This window comes from Mycolicibacterium chengduense (assembly GCF_033741155.1).
GTDB lineage: Bacteria > Actinomycetota > Actinomycetes > Mycobacteriales > Mycobacteriaceae > Mycobacterium.
The window spans coordinates 377946-401573 of sequence record NZ_JAWQNH010000001.1; the positions used below are offsets into that span (position 1 = coordinate 377946).

At 67.7% G+C, this 23628-nt stretch carries 22 protein-coding genes; 6 read left to right on the forward strand and 16 right to left on the reverse strand.

The annotated features are described in order from the left end of the window. Positions 1-70: 70 nt before the first annotated feature. The 5 genes from SBI67_RS01870 to SBI67_RS01890 form a co-directional block, all read right to left on the reverse strand. Positions 71-1894, reverse strand: coding sequence for an ABC transporter ATP-binding protein (locus SBI67_RS01870; RefSeq protein ID WP_318978931.1), 1824 nt, complete (start codon positions 1892-1894; stop codon positions 71-73). Continuing rightward, on the reverse strand, positions 1891-3783 hold the full coding sequence (locus SBI67_RS01875; protein WP_318978932.1) for an ABC transporter ATP-binding protein: 1893 nt from the start codon (positions 3781-3783) through the stop codon (positions 1891-1893). Before SBI67_RS01875 ends, SBI67_RS01870 begins: the two co-directional genes overlap by 4 nt. 209 nt (positions 3784-3992) lie before the next feature. Continuing rightward, on the reverse strand, positions 3993-4538 hold the full coding sequence (locus tag SBI67_RS01880) for a chromate transporter (RefSeq protein WP_318978933.1): 546 nt from the start codon (positions 4536-4538) through the stop codon (positions 3993-3995). 96 nt (positions 4539-4634) lie between these two features. After that, positions 4635-5177: a chromate transporter gene (locus tag SBI67_RS01885; protein ID WP_318978934.1), complete on the reverse strand. Its 543-nt coding sequence runs from the start codon at positions 5175-5177 to the stop codon at positions 4635-4637. After that, positions 5170-6162, reverse strand: coding sequence for a phospholipase D-like domain-containing protein (locus SBI67_RS01890; RefSeq protein WP_318978935.1), 993 nt, complete (start codon positions 6160-6162; stop codon positions 5170-5172). The genes SBI67_RS01885 and SBI67_RS01890 overlap by 8 nt, the downstream gene beginning before the upstream one ends. Before the next feature lie 79 nt (positions 6163-6241). Between SBI67_RS01890 and prrA the strand changes: the two genes are divergently transcribed. Together prrA and SBI67_RS01900 are read left to right on the forward strand one after the other, a co-directional pair. Beyond that, positions 6242-6952, forward strand: a complete 711-nt coding sequence (gene prrA, locus SBI67_RS01895) for a two-component system response regulator PrrA (RefSeq protein WP_024452022.1) — start codon at positions 6242-6244, stop codon at positions 6950-6952. Positions 6953-6984: 32 nt separating this feature from the next. Continuing rightward, positions 6985-8355: a sensor histidine kinase gene (locus tag SBI67_RS01900; protein ID WP_318978936.1), complete on the forward strand. Its 1371-nt coding sequence runs from the start codon at positions 6985-6987 to the stop codon at positions 8353-8355. Positions 8356-8358: 3 nt separating this feature from the next. On the opposite strand, the gene SBI67_RS01905 is transcribed toward SBI67_RS01900, so the two are convergent. Together SBI67_RS01905 and SBI67_RS01910 are read right to left on the reverse strand one after the other, a co-directional pair. Beyond that, the gene (locus tag SBI67_RS01905; RefSeq protein ID WP_318978937.1) at positions 8359-8925 is read right to left on the reverse strand and encodes an LppU/SCO3897 family protein; all 567 of its coding nucleotides are present in this window, start codon (positions 8923-8925) and stop codon (positions 8359-8361) included. 168 nt (positions 8926-9093) lie between these two features. Further along, a complete protein-coding gene (locus tag SBI67_RS01910; protein ID WP_318978938.1) occupies positions 9094-9456 on the reverse strand; it encodes an FKBP-type peptidyl-prolyl cis-trans isomerase in 363 nt (120 codons plus the stop codon). Between the two features lie 32 nt (positions 9457-9488). On the opposite strand from SBI67_RS01910, the gene SBI67_RS01915 reads away from it, so the two are divergent. Next, on the forward strand, positions 9489-9737 hold the full coding sequence (locus SBI67_RS01915) for a DUF2630 family protein (protein WP_266048266.1): 249 nt from the start codon (positions 9489-9491) through the stop codon (positions 9735-9737). Positions 9738-9745: 8 nt separating this feature from the next. Next, a complete protein-coding gene (locus SBI67_RS01920; protein WP_318978939.1) occupies positions 9746-11302 on the forward strand; it encodes a phytoene desaturase family protein in 1557 nt (518 codons plus the stop codon). Here SBI67_RS01920 and SBI67_RS01925 read toward each other — a convergent pair. The 6 genes from SBI67_RS01925 to pdxH all read right to left on the reverse strand — a co-directional run bounded on the left by SBI67_RS01925 (position 11291) and on the right by pdxH (position 17362). Continuing rightward, positions 11291-11707, reverse strand: coding sequence for a MarR family winged helix-turn-helix transcriptional regulator (locus SBI67_RS01925; RefSeq protein WP_318978940.1), 417 nt, complete (start codon positions 11705-11707; stop codon positions 11291-11293). The two genes, SBI67_RS01920 and SBI67_RS01925, sit on opposite strands and share 12 nt — an antisense overlap. Beyond that, the gene (locus SBI67_RS01930; RefSeq protein WP_413232400.1) at positions 11697-13124 is read right to left on the reverse strand and encodes a DHA2 family efflux MFS transporter permease subunit; all 1428 of its coding nucleotides are present in this window, start codon (positions 13122-13124) and stop codon (positions 11697-11699) included. Before SBI67_RS01930 ends, SBI67_RS01925 begins: the two co-directional genes overlap by 11 nt. Positions 13125-13260: 136 nt before the next feature. Continuing rightward, positions 13261-14565, reverse strand: a complete 1305-nt coding sequence (locus SBI67_RS01935) for a citrate synthase (protein ID WP_266048263.1) — start codon at positions 14563-14565, stop codon at positions 13261-13263. Positions 14566-14704: 139 nt separating this feature from the next. Next, complete coding sequence (locus SBI67_RS01940; protein ID WP_318978942.1) at positions 14705-15358, reverse strand: TetR/AcrR family transcriptional regulator; 654 nt, start codon at positions 15356-15358, stop codon at positions 14705-14707. 20 nt (positions 15359-15378) lie between these two features. Further along, positions 15379-16662 carry an MFS transporter gene (locus tag SBI67_RS01945; protein WP_318978943.1) on the reverse strand — a complete coding sequence of 428 codons (1284 nt, stop codon included), beginning with the start codon at positions 16660-16662 and terminating at the stop codon, positions 15379-15381. 16 nt (positions 16663-16678) lie between these two features. After that, positions 16679-17362 (reverse strand): pyridoxamine 5'-phosphate oxidase, encoded by a 684-nt coding sequence (gene pdxH, locus SBI67_RS01950; protein WP_318978944.1) that lies wholly within the window; start codon positions 17360-17362, stop codon positions 16679-16681. Positions 17363-17432: 70 nt separating this feature from the next. Here pdxH and SBI67_RS01955 point away from each other — a divergent pair, with 70 nt between their 5' ends. Continuing rightward, positions 17433-18548: a citrate synthase 2 gene (locus SBI67_RS01955; protein ID WP_318978945.1), complete on the forward strand. Its 1116-nt coding sequence runs from the start codon at positions 17433-17435 to the stop codon at positions 18546-18548. Between the two features lie 5 nt (positions 18549-18553). On the opposite strand, the gene SBI67_RS01960 is transcribed toward SBI67_RS01955, so the two are convergent. After that, positions 18554-19969 carry a cytochrome P450 gene (locus tag SBI67_RS01960; RefSeq protein ID WP_318978946.1) on the reverse strand — a complete coding sequence of 472 codons (1416 nt, stop codon included), beginning with the start codon at positions 19967-19969 and terminating at the stop codon, positions 18554-18556. Positions 19970-20110: 141 nt separating this feature from the next. Between SBI67_RS01960 and SBI67_RS01965 the strand changes: the two genes are divergently transcribed. Next, positions 20111-20560 carry a VOC family protein gene (locus SBI67_RS01965; RefSeq protein WP_318978947.1) on the forward strand — a complete coding sequence of 150 codons (450 nt, stop codon included), beginning with the start codon at positions 20111-20113 and terminating at the stop codon, positions 20558-20560. Positions 20561-20575: 15 nt separating this feature from the next. Here SBI67_RS01965 and SBI67_RS01970 read toward each other — a convergent pair whose 3' ends face one another. Then, positions 20576-22267 (reverse strand): FAD-dependent oxidoreductase, encoded by a 1692-nt coding sequence (locus tag SBI67_RS01970; RefSeq protein WP_318978948.1) that lies wholly within the window; start codon positions 22265-22267, stop codon positions 20576-20578. A 9-nt stretch (positions 22268-22276) separates the two neighbouring features. Then, positions 22277-23293 (reverse strand): AurF N-oxygenase family protein, encoded by a 1017-nt coding sequence (locus SBI67_RS01975; protein WP_318978949.1) that lies wholly within the window; start codon positions 23291-23293, stop codon positions 22277-22279. Positions 23294-23628 lie beyond the last annotated feature (335 nt).

The window sequence follows — 23628 nt, forward strand, 5'->3', positions numbered from 1 at the left end:
GCCGGCTGTGGGCCGTACGTACGCCGAACCACGACAAGGCGTGCGCACGGCCCACAGTCGCGCCGGCGTATCACGCCAGCGAGTCCACCCATGCCTGATGCAACCCCGCGAAATGCCCACCCGCATCGATCAATTCGCCCGGCGGCCCGTCCTCGACGATGCGGCCGTGTTCCAGCACCAGCACCCGGTCGGCACTGAGCACCGTGGAGAGCCGGTGCGCGATGACCACGGCAGTCCGGTCGGCCAGCACTGTCACCAACGCGCGCTGCACCAGGCGCTCGCTCGGCACGTCCAGCGAGGACGTCGCCTCGTCCAGAATCAGCACCGCCGGATCGGCCAAAAACGCCCGGGCAAAAGCGATCAACTGCCGCTGCCCGGCCGAGAGCCGGCCGCCCCGCTTGGCGACGTCGGTGTCGTACCCCTCGGGCAGGGTGTCGATGAACCGGTCCGCACCGACGGCCTGCGCGGCGGCACGCACCTCGGCATCGGTGGCCGCGGGCTTGCCGAAGCGGATGTTGTCGGCGACGGTGCCCTCGAACATGAAGTTCTCCTGCGTCACCATCACCACATGCCGGCGCAGCTCGGCCTGTTCGATATCGCGCAGATCAACTCCGTCCAAGCTGACCGTCCCGGCCACCGGATCGTAGAACCGGGCGATCAGTTTGGCGATGGTGGTCTTGCCGGCACCCGTGGTGCCGACCAGCGCGACGGTCTGCCCGGCCGGCACGTGCAGCGACAGATCAGGCAGGACCGGCCGGTCGGGCACGTATTCGAAACGCACGTCCCGGAACACGACCTCGCCGCGTGCCGCGGGCAGTGAAACCGGGTGCTGCGGGTCGCGGATGCCCGGCTCGGTGGCCAACACGCCGGAGATCTTCTCCAGTGCCGCCGACGCCGACTGGAAGGTGTTGAAGAACTGCGAAATCTCCTGCATCGGTTCGAAGAAGATGCGCAGATACAGCAGGAACGCGGTGAGCGTGCCCAGCGTCATCTGCCCGCCGAGCACCCGATACCCGCCATAGAGCAGCACCACACCGGTGGCGAGATTGCCGACCAGCCGCACGCTGGGCATGAAGATCGCCAGCAGTTTGAAGGCCCGCTCGTTGATCGACTTGTACTGGTCGGCAACGTCTTCGAAGATCTCCTGGTTTCGCGGCTCGCGGCGGTAGGCCTGCACCGCCTTGATCCCGGTCATGGTCTCGACGAACTGCACGATGACCAGCGCGGCCGCCTCGCGCACCTTGAGATAGGTCTTCGAGGATTCCGAGCGGAACCACATGACCAGCGCCACCAGAATAGGGAAGGCGCACAAGCACATCAGGCCCAGTCGCCAGTCCAGCACGACGAGTAGCACCGCGGTACCGCACATCGTCAGCACCGCGGTGATCAGGCCGTCGAACCCGGTGGCCAGCATGTCCTGGATGGCCTCGATGTCATTGGTCGACCGAGCGACCACACGGCCGGAGGTGTAACGGTCGTGGAAGGCGACGTCGAGGCGCTGGAAATGCCGGAACAGCCTGCGCCGCAACTCCAGCAGCACGTCCTGCCCGATCCGGCCCGACCGGCGCAGGAACACCATCCGGCTGCCGCCCTGGACCACGACCACCGCGCACAGCACCGCGAGGATGACCACCAGTTCGCGCGCCGAGCCAACGTTGACGATGGGCGGGATGCCGTGGTCGATACCGCGCTGCACCAGGATCGGCACCGACAACCGGGCCGCGTTCTCCACCACCACGATGATCGACAGGACCGCGATCATCGTGCGGTAGGGCCGCAGCAGCTCGAACAACAGGTGGCGCGCCTCGCGCCGCCGCGAGATGGACTCGTCGATCGGCAGATCATCGCCGTCGTGGTCGTCGACCTTGCGCCCGCGCCAGTCGGTGACACTCATGGCTGCCGCCCCTTCCACGACAGCGCCTCATCCTCCAGGCGCAGCCGGTCCAACTGGGCCCGGTACTCGTCGTCCTCCCAGTCGCAGACCCGCTCGGCGCCGTCGTCGAGTTCGTCGTCGGCGGCCAGTAGGTAGCGGTACTCGGCCACCGTCGCCAGTAACTCGCGGTGCGTGCCGATGGCGGCGATGGTGCCGTCCTGCAGCAGCGCCACCCGGTCGGCCAGCAGCACCGTCGAGGCGCGGTGGGCCACCACGATGCCGGTGACCCCGCGCAGCACCCGGCCCAGCGCCTCGGTGACGACGGCCTCGGTGTGCACATCCAGCGCGGACAACGTGTCATCCAGCACGAGCACCGACGGGTCGGCCAGGATGGCGCGGGCCAGCGAAAGCCGTTGCCGCTGACCACCGGACAGGCTCATGCCCTGCTCGCCGATGCGGGTGTCCAGCCCGAACGGCAGGTCGTAGACGAATGCCGCCGAGGCGACGCTGACGGCCTCGGCCAGCTGCTCTTCGCTCGCACCTGGGTTGCCCAGCTGCAGATTCTCCCGCACCGACATGGAGAACAGCGTCGGGTCCTCGAACGCGGTGGCCACCGCCTGCCGCAGGGCGGGTAGAGAGAGGTCACGAATATCCCTGCCGTCCAGCATGATTCGACCCTCGGTCACGTCGTACAGCCGGGACAGCAGCGCGGCCAGCACCGATTTGCCCGATCCGGTGGCCCCGACCAGTGCGACGGTCTCGCCTGGATCCACGGTCAAGTTGACATGCCGTAGGGCCCAGGTGTCGGAGTCGGGGAACCGGAATCCCACGTCGACCAGCTCCAGCCGTCCGCCGCGCGGCGTGTCCCGGACCGGGCCGTCGGTGACCTCCCTTGGCGCGTCGAAGATCTCGGTGACGCGGTTGGCCGCGGTCATGGCCTCCTGCGTCATCGACAGCAGGTAGCCCAGCGAGGCGATGGGCCACACCAGCGACAGCATCATGGTGATGAACGCGACCAGGGTGCCCATGCTGACCAGGCCGTGCCCGGCCGCGTAGGCGCCGAAGCCCAGCACGATGATCAGCGTGGTGTTGGGGATGACCTCCAGCAGCGTCCAGAATTTCGCGGACACCGCCACCTTGTTCATCTCGGTGCCGTACAGGCTCGTCGCCCGCTCGTCGAAACGGCCGTAGGCGTACCGCTCGCGGCCGAACGCCTTGATCACCCGTAGGCCCAGCGCGGCCTCCTCGACATGGGTGGCGACGTTGCCGGACTGGTCCTGCGACAGCCGCGACAGCCGGGTGAACTCGCGCTGGAAGTGCAGCACGGTGAGCGTGATGGGCACGATGGACACCACCACCACGACGCCGAGCGGCCAGTACATGCTCAGCAGCAGCGCGGTCACCACGATGATCTGGACGATGTTGAGCATCAGGAACAGCAGCCCGAACGACAGGAACTGTCGAATGGTGCTCAGGTCGTTCATCACCCGGGAGAGCAACTGGCCGGACTGCCACCGGCCGTGGAAGTTCATCGGCAGGATCTGCAGCCGTGCATAGAGATCCTTACGGATATCGGCCTCGACACCCATGGTGGCGCGGGCCACCAGCCAGCGGCGGATGAACCACAGCACCGCCTCGCTGACGAGCAGTGCGGTGGCGGCCAGGCCAATGGTCCACAGGCCGCGCTCATCCTGGTGGCGTACCGGCCCGTCGATCACCGCCTTGGTGAGCAGCGGGATGGCAACGGTGGCGCCGAGGCTGGCGAACGCGGCGACCACCATGACCGTCCAGCGCATCCGGTAGGGCTTCAGGTACGGCAATAGCCGCATGATGTCCGACGACGAGCGGATACGCCGAGGTGGCGGCGCGATGGCCGGCGTCGAACGCAGACCGCTACCCTCCGTTTGCATTGCACCACCCACTAAGACTGTCTAACTCATGGCACCGACATCCATGTCGCTGTGGGACCCCCAACTCCGATGTTCCCACGCCGGACAACCGAATAACCTGACGCTAGGACCTCAACAATGATTGAGGTCAATGTCATTCCCCGTCGCTTCGCTCGCCCCGGGGCGGCATTCCCCGTCGCTGCGCTCGACCCGGGGCGGCATTCCCCGCCTCAGATGAACCCCAAGTACCCGATCACCCCGGCCCCAGCCACCACGAGCAACGGGTTGATCTTGCTTGCCAGGAAGATCACCGTGCACACCGCGGTGACGGTGTAAGCCCGCCAGTCGTGGTCGGCGGCTCGGCTCATCACCAGCGACGTCGCCAGGATGAGCCCGACGGTCAGCGGCGCGAAGCCCTTCTCGACCGCGACGCGCAGCTTGGACTTCTCGGCGCGCTGCCAGAACAACGTCACCACGTAGACGAACGACGCCGCCGGCAGCACCATGGCCACCATCGCCACGACACCACCCACGATCGCCCCGGGTACACCCCCGACGTGCAGACCTGCGCCGTACCCGACCATCGAAACGATCAGGATGCTGGGCCCGGGCGCGGTCTGCGAAATGGAGAACAGGTCGGCGAATTGGCTGTTCGTCAGCCAGTGCCGGTGGTTGACCGCCTGCATGTGCATCTCCGGCAGCACCACGTTGCCGCCACCGATGGACAGCAGCGACAGCATGCCGAACAGACCAGCGATCTGCAGGTAGGTGTTCACGGTCGCGTCACGCCCCCGACTGCGAGACTGAAGCCAGGTACCGATCTCGGCCGAAAACCGTCCACTGTTTCAGTCTCGGCGAGAAAACCGGCGCGCTCATGCCCGAGCCTTGCGCGGCCAGGCCCAGAGCAGGCTCAGCGGAGCCAGGATCGCCAGCGTCTCCAGCAGCGGCCAGCGCAGCACCCCGTTGAGCACGAACGCCCCAGCGAACAGCAGCACCGGCACCACTCCGGTCAGGCATTTCTGACCGGTCTTGATCACCATCGTCAGCGTCAGCGCCACCGCCGCGGCCGATGCGCCGTGCAGCACCCCCTTGACGGCGGGCACCTCCTTGAACCGGAAGTAGACGAACGACAGCACCAGGATGATCACCAGCGGCATGAAGCACAGGCCGACGACGGCCGCGACGGCCCCGGGCAGGCCGCGCATCTTGGTACCGGCGAACACGGCCATGTTGACCTGGTTGGCGCCCGGCAGGATCCGGCACATCGTCATCGCCGACAGGAATTCCGCCTCGCCGAGCCACTGCTTCTCGACCACCAGCACCTCCCGCGACCACGCCGACAGGCCGCCGCCGAACGAGGCCAACGCGATGTGGTTGAACGTCAGCGCCAACTCACGCAACGAGACCTCACTCATGCATGAGGTCCGGGTCGTGCGGGAAATCGTCCTCGACGTGGTCTTCCGGCCGCAGCGGATCCGGCGGCTCGTACTGATGCGAGAACTCCCAGTCGACACCGAATACCTGCCGCAGCCGGGCCACGGCATCGGGATCGTCGACGATCACCCCGAGCTCACGGCGCAGGTCGAAGGCGCTGCGGTCGATATTCATCGAGCCGACCAGTGCCTGCGCGTCGTCGGCGATGAGCAGTTTCGCGTGCACCCGCAGGTTCTTCTGCTTGTGTACCTTCACCCCGAAGCGGCGCAGGGTGCGCAGCGAGGCGAACGTGTCCAGGATGTCCCACTCGCTGATGCCGTGCCGGCCGCCGCACAACACCCGTACCTTCACACCGCGTCCGGCCGCGGCGGCGATGTGGTCGAGGATCACGGCGTCCACATATTTCGGGTGCTGGACATCGAGCCGGTGTCGGGCGCTGTCGATGAACTGCGCCATGTGGTACCGCGAATTCGAATTGCTCCACAACAGACCTTCGAACACGACGGGATGCCAATCGTCGCGATGCTCCCAATCCGCGTCGAACGCGTCGACGATCTGCGCCACGTGCTGGGGCGCCTTGGTCACCACCCCGTAATCCCGGGTCAGGGTGAAGTACTTCTCGCACAGGTTGAAAGTGGCCACCAGGGCGGCGCGGCCGTCGACCACGATCGACTTCTCGTGGGTGACATAGAACTTCGGGTTGGTCCATTGCACCTGCACGCCGGCGGCCTGTAACCGCTCGAACGACTCGTCGTTGGCCCGGTCGCCGCCGGAGCGGGCCGCGTTGAGCATCACGCGGACGTCGACGCCGGCGTTGTGGCGCGCGATGACCGCCTGCAACAGCGATTCTTCGGTGAAGGTGAATTGCTTGATCAGCAACGACTGTTGCGCAGACTCCAGGAATTCACGGACCGGACCCACGCCGTCATCGGGCTGGACGATCACGCGCGGCGGATTGGCCAGCATAAATGCCGGATGCTAGCACCGAAAGGTGTCCGGGACGTGCCTGCCGCAATCGCGGTGGTCCATCGGGCAAGATGGCCGTATGGAAAGCGGAGCCAGTGGAGCAGTCTCACCCCGGGTCCTCGTCGTCGATGACGATCCCGACGTACTGGCGTCGTTGGAGCGCGGCCTGCGGTTGTCCGGGTTCGAGGTCGCCACGGCGGTCGACGGAGCCGAGGCCCTGCGCAGCGCCACCGAAACCCGGCCCGACGCCATCGTGCTGGACATCAACATGCCCGTGCTGGACGGCGTCAGTGTGGTCACCGCGCTACGCGCCATGGACAACGACGTCCCGGTATGCGTGCTGTCTGCCCGCAGCTCGGTGGACGACAGGGTGGCCGGCCTGGAAGCCGGCGCCGACGACTACCTGGTCAAGCCGTTCGTGCTGCAGGAACTGGTGGCCCGGGTCAAGGCGTTGTTGCGCCGCCGCGGGTCGACCGCGACCTTCTCGTCGGAGACCATCTCGGTCGGCCCACTCGAGGTGGACATCCCCGGCCGGCGGGCCCGGGTCAACGGCGCCGACGTCGACCTGACCAAGCGCGAGTTCGACCTGCTCGCCGTGCTCGCCGAGCACAAGACCGCCGTGCTGTCCCGCGCACAGTTGTTGGAGCTGGTGTGGGGGTACGACTTCGCCGCCGACACCAACGTCGTCGACGTGTTCATCGGGTACCTGCGCCGCAAGCTGGAGGCCGGTGGCGCGCCCCGCCTGCTGCATACGGTCCGCGGCGTGGGGTTCGTTCTCAGGCAGCAGTGATGAGCGCTCGCGCGAAGAACAGGCAGCAGTAGATGGACCTGAACGACCGTCTCTACCGCCTGCTGGGGCTCCCCAAGCGGGCGCTGTCGTTGCGGACCATCGTGCTCGCCGCATCGTTCGGTGTGGTGGCCACCGCCCTCACCATCTGCACCTGGGTGTGGATCGGCATCACCAACGAGCAGTACAGCCAGCTGGACCGCCGCCTCGATTCGATCGGCAGCCTCGGCGATGTCACGACGCTGCTCAGCAGCGCCCTCAACGATCATGCCGACGAGCCGACGGCCAACGGCGGCCTGGTGCGTACCGCGCGGATCGCCGGAACGACGGTGTCCACGCCGTCCGATATCGTGCTGCCCGAATTCCCCGACGGCTTCGCCACCACCACCATCAACGGCACCGACTACCGGGTGCGCACCTTCAGCGCCGGGCAGGCGTCGGTGGCCCTCGGCGCGCCGACCACCGAGACCGAGCACCAGATCGACGCCCAACACCGCCGTGTCCTGCTGATCGGCGGCGGCGTCGTCGGCGGTACCGCGATCGTGGGCTGGATCATCTCGGCCATCATGATCACCCCGTTCCGGCGGCTGGCCCAGCAGGCCCGGGCCATCAACGCCCAGTCCAAGCCCGAGGCGATCCAGGTGCGCGGCGTGTGGGAGGCCACCGAGATCGCCGAGGCCGTGGAAGGCATGCTGGCCCGCATCGGCGACGAGCAGGAGCGCACCAAGGCCGCCCTGGAATCGGCGCGTGATTTCGCCGCCGTCGCCTCCCACGAGCTGCGCACCCCGCTGACCGCGATGCGCACCAACCTCGAGGTGCTCGACACCCTGGACATGCCCGACGAGCAGCGCAAGGAGGTGCTCGGCGACGTCATCCGCACCCAGTCCCGGATCGAGGCCACGCTGACCGCCCTGGAGCGGCTGGCGCAGGGGGAACTGACCACCTCCGACGATCACGTACCCGTGGACATCACCGAGCTGCTGGATCGGGCCGCGCACGACGCCATGCGGGTGTATCCCGATCTGGACGTGTCGCTGGTGCCCGCGCCGACGGTGCTGATTCTCGGGCTGCCCGCCGGGTTGCGGCTGGCGGTGGACAACGCGATCGCCAACGCCGTCAAGCACGGCAACGCCACCCGGGTGCAGCTCTCGGCGGTCAGCTCACGCGCCGGGGTGGAGATCGCCGTGGACGACGACGGGGTCGGCGTTCCCGAGGAGGAGCGCACCCGGGTGTTCGAGCGGTTCTCGCGCGGCTCGACGGCATCGCATTCCGGGTCGGGGCTGGGTTTGGCGCTGGTTGCCCAGCAGGCCGAATTGCACGGCGGCACGGCGTCTCTGGAGGCCAGTCCGCTGGGCGGCACGCGGCTACTGCTGCGCCTGCCCGGGCCGGTGCCGCAGCCGAGCTGACGCTCAGGGAGCCGTCAGGCAGTAGGTCCGCACCGGCTGGGGGTAGCTGTAGGTGGTGGCGTCGGCCGGGCACTGGGCGGCGGCCGCGTCGAATCGGTCGACCACCTTGTAGGCCTTGTCATCGGTGGTGGTGCAATCGATTTGCTCGAGATTCTTGCCGTCGGCGGTGGGGTGATAGCAGTGTCCGGCGGTGAGGTTCTCGACGAGGCATAGCCGGCCGACGGCGCGGTGGTCCAGCGTCCAGTCATAGCTGATGTAGTTGGCGTTGGCGCATGCGCGGTCACTGTCCAGTACGGCGCCGACGGTGAAGCTGGGGTCGACACCACAATCGGTGCGGTGCACGTCTTTTCCGTCGGCACCGAGCGCAACACAGTCTCCGACAAGGAAACTGGTGATCTCCTGCTTCGCGGCGGCGGTGGCCTGCTGCACTTCGCGCTTCTCGGCCAGGCTGAATTTGGCCAGCAGGATCAGCGACACACCGATGATGGTCAAGGCCAGCCGGGCCTTCTTGGTTCGCCACCAACGCGTTTTGGGCACAGCAGGTGCGGCAGGGGGTTGCAGATCGGTCATGACGTTCGTCCTTCGCTCGCGTGAACACCGCGCCCGAGCTCCGGGCGTGTGCAAGGTGTAGTCGCGGAAGGTCTGCCGATCCGAACGTCGTCAGGCGGTGATCTACGCCACGGCGGCCGGCATGCATCGTCGCGTTGATCACGACGATGTATGCCGGCGAAGATCAGGTCAGCGAGCGCCCAGCAGGTCGATGACAAATATCAACGTCTTACCGGACAACCGGTGCCCACCGCCGGCCGGGCCGTAGGCCTGCTCCGGCGGGATGGTGAGCTTGCGCCGGCCGCCGACCTTCATGCCGGGGATGCCGTCCTGCCAGCCCTGGATCAGACCGCGCAGTGGGAAGGTGATCGACTCGCCGCGATTCCACGAGCTGTCGAACTCCTCGCCGGTGTCGTACTCGACCCCGACGTAATGCACCTCGACGGTGCCGCCGGGCACCGCTTCGTCCCCGTCACCGACGACCACGTCTTCGATGACCAGTTCCGTGGGTGCGGGACCGTCCGGAAATTCGATCTCAGGTTTTGTAGCCACGCTTGCCCACCGTAGTCGGGCACACTGGCTTCATGGCCACCGATGCGGACATCCTCGCCCAAGTCAACAACCTCGTCGCCGAAGAGCGGGAGCTACGCGACCGCCTTCAGCACCATGAGGTCGACGAATCGACCGAGCACCAGCGGCTGCGCGCCCTGGAGGTACAGCTCGACCAGTGCTGGGACCTGCTGCGGCAACGCCGCGCCCTGCGTGAAACCGGCGGCAACCCCGACGACGCGGCGGCCCGCCCGGCCGACGAGGTCGAGGGCTACCTGGGCTGACCACGGGCGTGGCCCATATCCATTACGACGCCGTCATCGTCGGCGGCGGACACAACGGGCTGGTGGCGGCCGCCTACCTGGCCCGCGCGGGACGGCGGGTGCGGCTGCTGGAGCGGCTCGACCACGTGGGCGGCGCCGCGGTGTCCGCGCACGCCTTCGACGGCGTCGACGCCCGGCTGTCGCGCTACTCGTATCTGGTCAGCCTGCTGCCGCGGCGGATCATCGAGGACCTGGGCGCCCGGATCCGGCTGGCCCGCCGCCGGTATTCGTCCTACACCCCGGACCCGGGCACCGGTGGATCCACCGGGCTGCTGCTGGGCCCGCAGAGCACCTTCGACGCCATCGGGGCGGCGTCGGACGCCGATGGGTTCGCGCAGTTCTACCACCGCACCGGTATGCTGACCCGGGCCCTGTGGCCGACGCTGCTGCACCCGCTGGAAACCCGCTCGGCGGCCCGGCAACGGGTGCTGACGGGCGGAACCGAGGCCGCCACGGCGTGGCGAGAGATCGTGGACGAGCCGATCGGACGGGCCATCACCGCGGCCGTGCGCAACGACCTGGTCCGCGGGGTCGTCGCCACCGATGCACTGATCGGCACCTTCGCCTCCACCGACGACCCGGCCCTATTGCAGAACGTCTGCTTCCTGTACCACCTGATCGGCGGCGGCACCGGGGACTGGGACGTGCCGATCGGTGGAATGGGCGCGGTCACCGGCGCCCTGAGTGCCGCCGCGAGCGGGTTCGGGGCCGAGATCAGCACCGGGACAGAGGTTTTCGCCGTCACCCCGGATGGCGAGGTGCATTATCGGGAAGGCGGCACCGAGCGCGTCGTGTCCGGCGACGTGGTGCTGGCCGGCGTGACCCCGACCGTACTGGCGGGGTTGTTGGGCGAGCCGGCCCCGGCCGCAGCGCCGGGGGCACAGATCAAGGTCAACCTGATGCTGCGCCGCCTGCCGCGCCTGCGGGACAGCTCGGTGACCCCCGAGCAGGCGTTCGGCGGCACCTTCCATATCAACGAGACGCTCAGCCAGCTGGAAACCGCCCACGCGAAGGCCGCCGACGGCCAGGTGCCTGATCCGTTGCCGTGTGAGATCTACTGCCATTCCCTGTCCGATCCCAGCATCCTGTCCCCGGCCCTGCGTGAGAGTGGGGCGCACACCTTGACGGTGTTCGGGCTGCACACCCCGCACAGCCTGTCGATCGGAACCGATCCGGACCGGGCCCGCGACCGCCTCACCTCGGCCGCCTTGGATTCCCTGAATTCTGTTCTGGCCGAACCGATTCAGGATGTCGTCATGGAGGATGCCGCGGGCCGGCTGTGCATCGAGGCCAAGACCACCGTCGACCTGGACCACACCCTGGGCATGACCGCGGGCAATATCTTCCACGGCGGGTTGAGCTGGCCGTTCGCCGAGGACGACGAGCCACTGGACACTGCCGCCCGGCGCTGGGGGGTGGCCACCGCCCATCCGCGGATTCTGTTGTGCGGGTCGGGGGCACGACGCGGCGGCGCGGTGTCGGGCATCGGCGGGCACAATGCCGCCATGGCGGTCCTAGAGAGCTAGTTTGCGCAGAACCGTCTGCAGCGCAAGCAGATCGGCTTCGTCGAGGCCGGCAAGCGCGGCGGGGGCGGGGTCCTGGACCGCCTCGACGGCGGCCGCCAGCGCCTGCCCCTCGTCGGTGAGCGACACGACCTTGCAGCGCCGGTTGGCCGGGTTGGTCTGGCGCAGCACCAGCCCGCGCTCCTCCAGGTCGTTGACCGCCACCGTCGCCGCGGGCGCGTCGAGGGTGGCCGCCTCGGCCAGTTCCTTGACCGTCATCGGGGTACGAGCGAGCCGGCGCAGCACCCGGATCCGGCTGAACGGCAGACCGGACCGTTCGATCACCGCGCGCTTCCAGTCCCCGCGGTTCTCGTGCACGAGGGCGGCCATCCGCTGCCATACCTCGTCGGCAAGCGGGTTATCCGACATGGGCGGGCGCCTTCTGCCCCTCGATCAGCGGCGCCAGTCGCTGTGCCGAGGCCAGCGCCCGCGGCGCGGTGGACAGGAAACCCAGGACGATGATCACCACCCCGAGACCGACGCACATGAACCACAGCGGCCGGGCCGCGCTCATGAAGTCCAGGCCGCGCGACGGCAGCGACGTTCCGATGACCGAACCGCACAGCGCCACACCGATGCTCACCCCAATCTGCCGGCTGGTACTGGTCACCGAGGACGCCGCCCCGGCGCGATCCACCGGCATGCCGCTGACCGCCGCGTTGGTGACCGGGGCGTTGACCATGGAGAAGCCCATACCGAACACCGCGAACACCACCAGCAGCGCCCACACCGGCGTCGTCGCCGTCAGGAAGGTCAGCATGAACGACGCGGTGGTGATCAGCACCCCGGCCGTCAACAGCGACGGCCGCGCGCCGTAGCGGCCCACCAACCGACCCGACAGGGGTGACAACAACAACGCACCGATGGCGATGGGCAGGTAGATCAGCCCGGTGTGCATGGCCGAGTAGCCGCGTTCGGCCTGCAGGTACAGCGACATCATGAACAGGAACGCACCCCAGGTGGCGAAGGCGCTGATGGCGATCACGGTCGCCGAGGCGAACGGGACGCTGCGGAAGAAACGCAGGTCGATGAACGGGTCGTGACGGCGCGACTCGAACCGCAGGAACGCCGCGAACGCGACCACCGCGATACCGGCCGTGGTGAGGACGCGGGGATGCGTCCAGCCCAGCGCCGGGCCCTCGATCAGGGTGTAGACCACCCCGAACAGGAACAGCACGGCCAAACCCTGACCGATCGGGTCGACATTGCGCATGGTGGCCGATTTCGTCTCCGGGACGAAGATCGCGGTGAGCACGATGGCGGCCGCGCAGATGGGCAGGTTGATCCAGAACACCGCGCGCCAGCTCACGTATTCGATGAGCAGTCCGCCCACCGTCGGCCCGAGCGCCATCGAGATGCCGACCACCGCGCCCCAGAAGCCCAGCGCCCTGGCGCGTTCCACCCGGCCGGTGAATACCTGCGAGATGATCGACAGCGCAACGGGATTGAGCATGGAGCCGCCTATGCCCTGTAACAGCCGCGCCGCGATCAGGGTGTCGATACCGGGGGCCAGGCTGCACAGCAGGGAGCCGATGGCGAACACCGTCAGCCCGATCTGGAACACCCGACGGCGGCCGAACCGGTCGCCCATGGCACCCGAGAGCATCAGCAGCGAGGCCAGCACCAGGGTGTAGATGTCCACCACCCACTGCAATTGCGCGGGGCTGGCGCCGAGGTCGGCACGGATGGACGGAATGGCGACGTTGACGATGGTGGCGTCCATCGAGACGATCAGCAGGCTCAGGCAGCAAGACACCAGCACGACGGCCTTGCGCCGGGGCGTCAGCGTGTTGATGGTGTCATTCACACAACCATTGTGGAACTACAACCTTTAGCTATGCAAACGCTGTCAGTCACACAGCCAGAAACTCCCGCCCTTGCCGGTGCAAGAGCGGGAGTTCTCTGTTTGCTCGCGGGATGCGCTAGGCGCGGGTGTCGATACCGACGTAGTCCCGTTCGGTGTAGCCGGTATAGATCTGGCGCGGACGGCCGATCTTGCCCGGCTCGGAGTGCATCTCCCGCCAGTGCGCGATCCAGCCGGGCAGCCGGCCGAGGGCGAAGAGCACGGTGAACATGCGGGTCGGGAAGCCCATCGCCCGGTAGATGACGCCGGTGTAGTAGTCGACGTTCGGGTAGAGCTTGCGCTCGATGAAGAAGTCGTCGGTCAGGGCGATCTCCTCGAGCTGCTTGGCGATATCCAGCAGCTCGTCGTCGCCGCCGAGTTTGCCCAGGATCTTGTCGGCCTGCTCCTTGACAATGCGCGCCCGGGGGTCGTAGTTCTTGTAGACCCGGTGCCCGAAGCCCATCAGCTTCACACCGTCTTCTTTGTTCTTGACCTTCTTGACGAAGGTCTGCACATCGTCGTCGCCGGTGCGGATCTTCTCCAGCATCTCCAGCACGGCCTGGTTGGCGCCACCGTGCAGCGGGCCCCACAGCGCGTTGATGCCGCCGGAGATGGAGGTGAACAGGTTGGCCTGCGAGGAGCCGACCAGCCGCACGGTCGAGGTCGAGCAGTTCTGCTCGTGGTCGGCGTGCAGGATCAACAGCATGTCCAGCGCACGGACGATCTCGGGATCGACCTCATACGGTTCGGCCGGGAAACCGAACGTCATCCGCAGGAAGTTCTCCACCAGCGTCAGTGAGTTGTCCGGGTACAGGAACGGCTGGCCTTCGGACTTCTTGTACGCGTACGCCGCGATCGTCGGCAGCTTGGCCAGCAGCCTGATGGTGGACAACTCCACCTGCTTCTTGTTCAGCGGATCCAGCGAATCGGGGTAGTACGCACTCAAAGCGTTGACCGTGCTCGACAGCACTGGCATCGGATGCGCATCGCGGGGGAAGCCGTCGAAGAACCGCTTGAGATCCTCGTGCAGCAGCGTGTGCCGCTGGATCTGATTGGTGAACTTCTCCAGCTGTTCGGCGGTAGGCAGCTCGCCGTAGATGAGCAGGTAGCTCACCTCGATGAAGGTCGACTTTTCGGCCAGCTGCTCGATCGGGTAGCCGCGGTAGCGCAGGATGCCGGCGTCGCCGTCGATGTAGGTGATTGCGGACTTGGTGGACGCGGTGTTGACGAACCCGCCGTCGAAGGTGGTGTAACCGGTCTTGGCCAGCAACGACCCGAGTGCGATGCCGTCGGACCCCTCGGTGGCGGGCACGATATCCAGGTCCAAAGAGCCACCCGGATAGGTAAGGGTCGCTACGTGTTCAGGGCTGGAGTTTTCGGCCACTGGAACCCCTTCTGTGGTCGTAGGCTACGCGTCACTACTGGACGGTAGTCGTTAACGTTGCGGCGCGCTTGCGGGGGGTACCGGCTGCCCGGATCACCCAAACCGCCCGGACCCACCGCACCCGGTCCGGCGACGACGATCAGGCGTGGGCCACCACGTCGAGACCGGCCGCGAACTGGGCCGCGTGGACACAGGCCTGCTCGAGCCGCTGCACCATGAGCAGCGGACCGAGCCGGGCATCCGCGGTGTCGGCGACCAGGTCGCCGCACGCGGCCACCATGATCGACGAGAACAACGACACCCCCAACCGCAGCCGACGATCGTCGATCGGTACGCCCATGCGATCGGCAAGCAGGGCAAGCACTCTGGGGTGCCGGAACTCGAAGGCGCCGTGCCGCAAGGCGTCCGAGCCGTTGATGATGCGCAACATCAACACGATGCGCTCTTTGGTGAGCCGGCCGACGGCCTCACCGTCCACCCGGGTGAGCACCTCCACATGCGCGGCCCGCAGCGCTTCCACCGGGCCCAGATGCGCTGGCAACCGGGTGATCTCGTGGGCGACCTCGTCGGCAAGATCCTCGATGAGGGTGAGGAAGACGGCCTCCTTCGTCGCGAAGTACCGACTGAACGTGCGCGCCGACACCTCGGCCTGCGCGGCGATCTGCTCGACCGTGGTGTGCTCGTAGCCCTGCCGCAGGCACAGCTCGAGCGCGGCGTCGACCAGCGTCGCACGGGTTCGTTGTTTCTTGCGTTCACGCAGGCCGAGATCGGCAGCCCCCGCGGCATCAGCCATTACTGGATGGTAACTCTCGGTCACCGCGGATCTTGGCTATACGCCCGGACCCGATAACGCACGAATGCCGGCCCCGCCAACGCGGCCAGCACCACGCCGATCACCACCAACAGGCCGCCGCCTGCCGCAGCGACCGTCGTCCCGACGGCGGCGGCCGCCGCGCCGTGGGCCACATCAGCGATCCGCGGACCGCCGGCCACCACCACCGTGAACACCCCCTGCAACCGGCCGCGCAGGTCGTCGGAGGCCGCCTCTTGCAAGATGGTCGACCGGAACGCCGCCGACACCATGTCCGCCGCGCCGCCGAGCGCCAGGAAGGCCAGCGCCAGCCACAGCATCGGCCCGGCCGAACCGTGTGCGGCGCCGGCGGCCAGCCCGAACCCGAGCATCGCCACACCCCACACCACGATGGCCACCACCACCGTGAGGCCTTGGCGGCGGATCCTGGGTAGCCAGCCGGAGAACACGCCACCGGCGACCGCGCCGACCGACATGGCCGCCGACAGCAGCGCCATGGTGGTGCCACCCTCGACCGGCCCGCCGAAGCTCTCGTGGGCCATCTGCGGGAACAGCGCCCGCGGCATGCCGAAGATCATCGCGATGAGGTCGACGACGAACGACAGCAACACCACCTGGTTGCCGGCCAGATACCGGAAACCCTCCAGCACGGCGCGGAAGCCGAACTTTGACGAGCCATCGTCGGCACCGGTCGGCGGCATCTTCGCCAGCCGCACCGTGGCCCAGATCGGGGTGATGCAGGTGATGGCGTCGATCAGGTACAGCGTCGACAGATCGACGAAATGCAGCAGCACTCCGGCCAGCAGCGGGCCGACGATGGCGCCGAACTGCATGACCGTCATGTTCAGCGAGTTGGCGGCGGGCAGCTGCTCGGGCGGCAGCATGCGCGGGATGGCTGCGGCCCGGGTGGGCGAGTTGATGGCGTAGAACACCTGCTGCACCGACAGCAGGCACAGCACCACCCAGACGTTGTTGATGGCGAGCGCGGCCTGCAGCCACAACAGCACCGAGGACACCGCCAGCCCGACCGCACTGATGATCAGCAGCAGCCGGCGGTCCATGGCGTCGGCCAAGGCACCGCCCCACAGGCCGAACACGATCAGCGGGACGAGGGCGAACAGGCCGGCCAGCCCCACGTACGCGGAGCTCTCGGTCAGGGCGTAGAGCTGGACGGGGACCGCGAAGATGGTCAGGTTCCCGCCGATGACGGTGACGATGCCGGCCAGCCACAACCGCCGAAAGTCCGGGGTCTTCAGCGGGGTGGTGTCGGCGAACAGCTTTCTCACAGCACAAACGTGTGCGTCACGGCTGCAACCGCTCGACACTGACTGCTGCCGCGTGCGACACGCGAATCCTGTTGTGCACCCGGTTCTCCCGGCCCTGCCAGAACTCGATGACCTCGGGGGCGATGAGATAACCGCCCCAGTGCGGCGGCACCGGCACCGCCTCCTGAGCGGCGAACCGGGCCGTCACCTCGTCGAGCTGATCGAGCAGCGCGCGCCGGCTCGCGATGGGCTGGGACTGGTGCGACGCCCAGGCCCCCAGCTGCGAACCGCGCGGCCGCTTGGTCCAGTAGTCGGCCGTGGCCTCGGCGGACACCTTCGTCACCGGACCTCGGACATGCACCTGCCGGCCCAACCCGTACCACGGGAAGGTGGCCGACGCGTACGGCGTGGCGGCCAGCTGCTCCCCTTTGGCCGAGTCGTAATTCGTGTAGAAACTGATCCCGGATTCGTCCACGCTCTTGCACAACACCGTCCGCGTCACGGGCCTTCCCCGCTCGTCGACGGTGGCCACCACCATGGCGTTGGCCTCGGGCACCCCGGCCGCCTGGGCGTCGGCGATCCAGCTGCGCAGCAGGGTCAGCCAGCCGGTCGAGGGGTCGGGGCCCAGCCAGTCGGCGTCCAGGTCGGGGCTGCCGTCCTTCTCGACGGATCCGTACTCGACCCGCATCTTGGCCAGGTCCTGATCACCGGTGCTGCTCACGCGGTAACGCTACGCCAGCCGGCGCTCACCGGCATGCAGCCGGTGCCGGCCCGAGTGCGACAATTCGCGCATGACCGTTCCGGAAAACTTCGTTGCCGGGCTGGAGGGTGTCGTCGCCTTCACCACCGAGATCGCCGAACCGGACAAGGACGGTGGGGCGCTGCGCTACCGCGGTGTCGACATCGAGGATCTGGTGGCCAAGCGGGTCACCTTCGGTGACGTGTGGGGCCTGCTGGTCGACGGCGAGTTCGGGCGCGGCCTCGCCCCGGCCGAACCGTTCCCGCTGCCCATCCACTCCGGCGACGTGCGGGTGGACGTACAGGCCGGGCTGGCCATGCTCGCCCCGATCTGGGGGTATGCCCCGCTGTTGGACATCGACGACCAGACCGCCCGCGACCAACTCGCCCGCGCCTCGGTGATGGCACTGTCGTACGTCGCGCAGTCCGCCCGCGGTCTCGGCAAGCCCGCGGTATCGCAGCGCAATATCGACGAATGCCCCACCGTCACAGCCAGATTCATGACACGCTGGCAAGGTGATCCGGATCCGCGGCACATCGAGGCCATCGACGCGTACTGGGTGACCGCCGCCGAACACGGCATGAACGCCTCGACGTTCACCGCGCGGGTCATCGCCTCCACCGGAGCCGACGTGGCCGCGTCGCTGTCCGGTGCCGTCGGCGCGATGAGCGGCCCGCTGCACGGCGGCGCACCCGCCCGCGTCCTGCCGATGATCGAGGAGGCCGAACGGACCGGTGACCCGCGCGCGGTGGTTCGCGGCATCCTGGATCGGCACGAGAAGCTGATGGGTTTCGGGCACCGGGTGTACCGCGCCGAAGATCCACGCGCCCGGGTGCTGCGGGCCACCGCACAACGACTGGAGGCACCGCGGTTCGAGGTGGCCGCGGCGCTGGAACAGGCCGCGCTGGCCGAACTGCGTGAGCGTCGGCCCGATCGCGCCATCGAGACCAACGTCGAATTCTGGGCGGCGGTCATCCTCGACTTCGCCCAGGTGCCCAGCCGGATGATGCCGGCCATGTTCACCTGTGGGCGTACCGCCGGGTGGTGCGCACACATCCTGGAACAGAAACGACTCGGCAAGTTGGTGCGGCCCGCCGCGATCTATGTGGGTCCACAGCCGCGGTCACCGGAATCGGTGCCGGGCTGGGACCGTATCCACCCCGCCTGACCGCGCTACCCGCAGATTTCCCGGTTCCCCAGGCGCAATCCGACACCGCCACCACCGGTGGCGAGGCTGCGCTGCCAGGACACCCGGGCCCAGATCGGCGCACCGGCCACCATGGTGAACGGTGTCGTCATGGGGAAATGGTCGTCGGCGGAACGTATTTCGGCGCTTCGCACGATGGTGGCCAGAGCCAGGGTGGCTTCCAGCATGGCGAAGTGGTCACCGACGCAGGACCGCGGCCCGGCACCGAACGGCAGGTACTGCCACCGGTCCATCGTCTTGAGCGCCTCCGTCCGGAACCGTTGCGGATCGAAGACCTGCGGCCATTCCCACAGTGTCGGATCCCGTTGCACGGCATAGGTTCCGAACAGCAACAGGGTGCCCTTCCTGATCCGGTGACCGTCGACCTCCAGATCCTGCACCGCCACCCGTCCGATACCGGGGGCGGGCGGGCACAACCGCATCGCCTCGCGCAGCACCTGACCGGTGTACTCGAGCCGGGCGAGATCCTCGGGCCCGAGCGGCCGGTCGCCGAGTTCGGCGGCCTCGGCCCGGACATTCTCCTGCATCTCCGGGTACCGGCCCAGCTGCCACAACGTGTAAGTCAGTGCGGTGGCCGTCGTGTCGTGCCCCGCGGCGATGAAGACGATGAGCTCGTCGCGGATCTGGGCGTCGGTAAGCCCTTCCCCGGTCTCGGGGTCCTCGGCGGCCATCAGGGCCCGCACCAGGGGTGCGTCCAGATCGGGATCCGCGCGGCAGGCGCGCAACACGTCGTCGGCAAGGGTACGCAACGTCGCGGCCGCCGCCCGGGCCCGGTTGCGTCCCGGGGTCGGCACCCAGCGCGGCAGCCGAACCGGCGAGGTCGCCCGGTCGGCGAGGTAGGTCAGCACGGTGCGTACCGGTTCGTCGATGGCATCCGCCCGGCGGTCTAGGTCGACGCCGAGGACGGAGCGGCCGAGTGCCCGCATGGTCAGCCGGCGGCATTCGGTGTCCAGGTCGACGCGCGCCCCCTCGGCCCAGCCGTCCACCACGTCCTGCGCGGCCTGAGCCATATCGCCGGCGAACTGTTGCACGTGCTTCTTGGTGAACAGCGGCTGCACCGCGCGCCGGCGCGGCAACCACTCGTCGTGCATCAGGTCGAACAGGTTGGCGCCCAGCACATGCTGCATCTCGCGATGCATGAACGTCTTCTCCAGGTACTGGTCACTGCGGCCGAGCATGTCGCGGCCGCCTCGCGGCGAGGTGACGACCACGACCTCGGGGGTCAGCCATCGCGGGCCGAGCTTGAGTCGTGTCACCGGACCGCCGGCGTCGCGGAGCAGCTCGAAGCCGGTGTGGAAACTGCGCAGGGCCCGCAGCTGCTCGCGATAGGGCAGCGGATTGACCGGCGCCAACGGCAGCTGCTCGACAGTGTCGTTGCTCATGAAAACAGCCTGTTGCCGGCTGCCGGGCTGCCCTAGCGTAGTGGACTACTTGTCTTTGCCCGGGTGTCCGTCCGCGATGAGATTCGCCGCCGCGGCCGGTCAGTATCGTCGTCCGCCCGCCGTCCCATGGAGGAGAAACCCATGACCATCGAGGTCGTTCCCGCCGTCACGCCCCACCTGGTGGTCGACGATGCCGCCGCCGCCATCGATTTCTACGTCCGCGCGTTCGGCGCCACCGAGCTGGGCCGGGTACCGGGTCCGGACGGCCGGCTGGTGCACGCCGCGCTCACCATCAACGGCTCGACCGTGATGCTCAACGACGACTTTCCGGAGTACAACGACGGCAAGGCGCAGAACCCGAACGCGCTGGGCGGCTCCCCGGTCACCATCCACCTGACCGTCACCGACGTGGAAGCCAAGTTCGCCAAGGCCGTCGAGGCCGGCGCGCAGGTCGTGATGCCGCTGGAAGACCAGTTCTGGGGCGACCGGTACGGCATGGTGCGCGACCCGTTCGGCCACCAGTGGTCGTTGGGCCAACCGGTTCGCGAGGTCAGCCCCGAGGAGATCGTCCAGGCAATGCAATCACAGTGAGGTCGGCGCCTGAGGTCAGCGCCGCAGACCGGCCAGCAAGCGTTGGGCCGCGGTCGGTTTCGGTGCCGTTGCGGCGGCCGCCAGCATCTCGTCGACGCCGGTGAACTTGGCCCGTGGCCGGTCATCGCCGCCGCGCGTCATCTCCGCGGCGTCGATGGCCAGCCAGCCGGCGGCGTCGACGACCGCGGGCTGGCGGCTACGGACCAGCTTGTCCAGCGCCGCCGGCTTGTGGGCCGGGTCGCCGAGCCGTCCTCGGTTGTAGTCCTCGACCAGGTTGTGCACCGTCTCGGCGGCACACGACTTGTTGGTCCCGATGAAACCGGTCGGACCACGCTTGATCCAGCCGGCCACATAGGCACCGGGCACCGGGGTGTCGCCGTCGAGCACCCGGCCGCCGGCGTTGGGCACCACGGCTGCGTCGTCGTCGAACGGTAGGTCGGCGATGGCCTTGCCGCGGTAGCCGATCGACGTCAGCACCATGCCGGCATCGATCGTGCGGGTCGCATCGGTTCCGGTGATCCCGAACTCGACGGCGGCCACCCTCTGCACCGCACCGGCCCCGGTTTCCCCGAGGACCCGTTGCGGCGTGAGTCGGTAGGCCAGCCGGATCCGCGGGCGGGTCGCCGGGGACGAACCGTCGCCGACCTTGGACAGGATCTCCAGCTTGTTCCGGGTCAGCGGGTCGGTCTCGGCGGCGAGGTCGCGGATCACCAGGTCGTGGTCGGCCGCGTCCAACACCACGTCGCAGGTCGAGGTCAAGCCGATCAACTCGGGCAGCGTGAACGCCGATTGGGCGGGCCCGCGGCGCGCGGCGATCACCACTTCCTGCACCTTGGACTGCCGCAGAGCTGCCAGGGCATGATCGGCAATATCGGTGCGCGCCAAGGCATCCGGGTCGGTGGTCAGCACGCGGGCGACGTCGAGTGCCACGTTGCCGTTACCGACGATGACCACCCGCTCATGGCTGAGGTCGACGGGCAGCCCGACGTACTCGGGGTGCCCGTTGAACCAGGCGACCACCTCGGTCGCGGTGGCGGTGCCGGGCAGATCCATACCGTCGATACCGAGCCGGCGATCGTTGGGCGCCCCGACGGCGTACAGCACCGCATGGTGATGCTCGAGCAGATCGGCGTGGGTCAGGTGGTTACCGATTTCGACGTTGAGGAAGAAGGTGAAACCAGGCTGCTGGGCCATCCGGTCGAACAGCCGGGTGACCCGCTTGGTGCTCTGGTGGTCCGGTGCCACTCCGGCGCGGACCAGTCCGTACGGCGTGGGCAGCTTCTCGAATACGTTCACCCGGACCCCTCGCTGGGTGAGCAGTTCGTCGGCTGCGTACATCGCCGCCGGGCCGGACCCGACGATCGCCACCCGAAGCGGGCCGCCGTCGCGCGGGTGCACCTTGGGTGCTTCCGGTACCGGCGCCAGCTTCGATGTGGGCGGCAGCTTGCCCTCCCGCTTGGGATAGAACGCGGCGTTGAGCTCGATGAACGGCAGCTGGTTGTCGGTCAGCCGGGAATCGGGGGCAATGGCGCCGACGGGGCACGCGCTGACGCAGGCACCGCAGTCCACACACGCATCGGGATCGATGTAGAGCATCTCGGCGGTGGCGAAGCCGGGCTCATCCGGGGACGGATGGATGCAGTTCACCGGGCAGGCGTAGACACATGACCCGTCGCTGCAACACGACTGAGTGATGACGTGAGGCATTGGGCTGCGTCAGGCGACCGAGACCAGGTGCTCGCGCTGCGGCTCGCTGCGATAGCGGCTCGGCGAACCGTTGATCCGGCAGATCCGCCAGACCAGCTTCGAAACCGGGTTCATCAAGCCACTGTCGTGGGCCAGCATCCGCACGTCGCCGAACATATCGCGGAGCATCTGGCGCGACTGCGGCGACTTGAAGAAGATCTCCTTGCGCACCGAGCGCGGGATGTCGAACTCCTTCCAGAAGGAGCGCGGCGGCACGATGATCGCCGAGCACAGGATGCGCATCACGATCGGAACGTAGATCGACAGCCAGAACCTCTTGCGGCGCGACAATTCAGGCACCCGTTTGCGCAGGTACTCGTGCGCGAACGAGATGTGCCTGGCCTCCTCGGCGACGTGGATCGCCATCACGCGCTCCATGATCGGATGCAGCGCCTTACCCTCACGCAGCACATTCTTCTGCGTGTGGTCGATGGGCTCTTCGCCCGCGAGGATGCCGAACCAGAACGGGATGGGCAGCGGGCCGGCGACCAGCGGGATGCCGGGCTGGATCCACTTCAGCAGGCGCGGCATGCCGGGCACGTCGGCGCCGATGCGGTTGACCATCTCCTGGAACATCAGGGTGTGGTTGCACTCCTCGACCGCCTCGTGCAGGCAGTACCGGTATTCCGGTGAGCCGTTGGGCGTCCAGAAGGCGTACTCCATCAGACCGCGGATGAGGATGGACTCGAAGTGCAGGCCGACCTTGGCGACGTTGGCCTGGCGCCACATGCCGATCTCGATCTGACGCTGCAAGCTCTGCGCCTGGTACCAGGGATGCTGGCCGATCGGGTCGGTGGCGGGCAGTACCCAGCGCGGATCGTCGGGGGTGACGGCGAACTCCGGTGAGTCCCAGTCGATGTCCTTGTAGGGGTTGAAATTCCGGCGCACCGAACCCTCGGACAAGGTGGTGAGCATCTCGACATACTGGGTGTCGTCGCTGACGTCCATGTTCTTGCGCCAACGCCGGATCATCTTTGTTCTAGCCATCGGAATTCCTCCACCAGGTTTACATTGACCGGCTTGTTGTCTAGACGGTACCGCAGGTATCGGGTAGAAGTCCACAGCCCCAGCGTGAGCATTTGCTGAGAATCCGGCGTCGGGGTCAGTCCGGCGATCAAAGCCACGATAGAACCTGTGACCGCCAACACAAAAGTGCTTCTGGCCACAGTGTTCGGCGTTGCTGGGAGTGCGTCACACCTCGTCACCAACAGCTGTTTTGACGTGTAGATACCACCTCCGCGGCGCGGTCAAACGCCGGCACGACATCCATTCCTGCAGTTCAGTGGCGAATCCCGACCGCGTCACTACACTCCCAGCTCATA

Bases quoted from the DNA above. Each gene is read 5' to 3' on its own strand.
- SBI67_RS01870 (WP_318978931.1), bottom strand. From the start codon at position 1,894: ATGAGTGTCACCGACTGGCGCGGGCGCAAGGTCGACGACCACGACGGC.
- SBI67_RS01875 (WP_318978932.1), bottom strand. From the start codon at position 3,783: ATGCAAACGGAGGGTAGCGGTCTGCGTTCGACGCCGGCCATCGCGCCG.
- SBI67_RS01885 (WP_318978934.1), bottom strand. From the start codon at position 5,177: ATGAGTGAGGTCTCGTTGCGTGAGTTGGCGCTGACGTTCAACCACATC.
- SBI67_RS01890 (WP_318978935.1), bottom strand. From the start codon at position 6,162: ATGCTGGCCAATCCGCCGCGCGTGATCGTCCAGCCCGATGACGGCGTG.
- prrA (WP_024452022.1), top strand. From the start codon at position 6,242: ATGGAAAGCGGAGCCAGTGGAGCAGTCTCACCCCGGGTCCTCGTCGTC.
- SBI67_RS01900 (WP_318978936.1), top strand. From the start codon at position 6,985: ATGGACCTGAACGACCGTCTCTACCGCCTGCTGGGGCTCCCCAAGCGG.
- SBI67_RS01905 (WP_318978937.1), bottom strand. From the start codon at position 8,925: ATGACCGATCTGCAACCCCCTGCCGCACCTGCTGTGCCCAAAACGCGT.
- SBI67_RS01915 (WP_266048266.1), top strand. From the start codon at position 9,489: ATGGCCACCGATGCGGACATCCTCGCCCAAGTCAACAACCTCGTCGCC.
- SBI67_RS01925 (WP_318978940.1), bottom strand. From the start codon at position 11,707: ATGTCGGATAACCCGCTTGCCGACGAGGTATGGCAGCGGATGGCCGCC.
- SBI67_RS01940 (WP_318978942.1), bottom strand. From the start codon at position 15,358: ATGGCTGATGCCGCGGGGGCTGCCGATCTCGGCCTGCGTGAACGCAAG.
- SBI67_RS01955 (WP_318978945.1), top strand. From the start codon at position 17,433: ATGACCGTTCCGGAAAACTTCGTTGCCGGGCTGGAGGGTGTCGTCGCC.
- SBI67_RS01960 (WP_318978946.1), bottom strand. From the start codon at position 19,969: ATGAGCAACGACACTGTCGAGCAGCTGCCGTTGGCGCCGGTCAATCCG.
- SBI67_RS01965 (WP_318978947.1), top strand. From the start codon at position 20,111: ATGACCATCGAGGTCGTTCCCGCCGTCACGCCCCACCTGGTGGTCGAC.
- SBI67_RS01970 (WP_318978948.1), bottom strand. From the start codon at position 22,267: ATGCCTCACGTCATCACTCAGTCGTGTTGCAGCGACGGGTCATGTGTC.
- SBI67_RS01975 (WP_318978949.1), bottom strand. From the start codon at position 23,293: ATGGCTAGAACAAAGATGATCCGGCGTTGGCGCAAGAACATGGACGTC.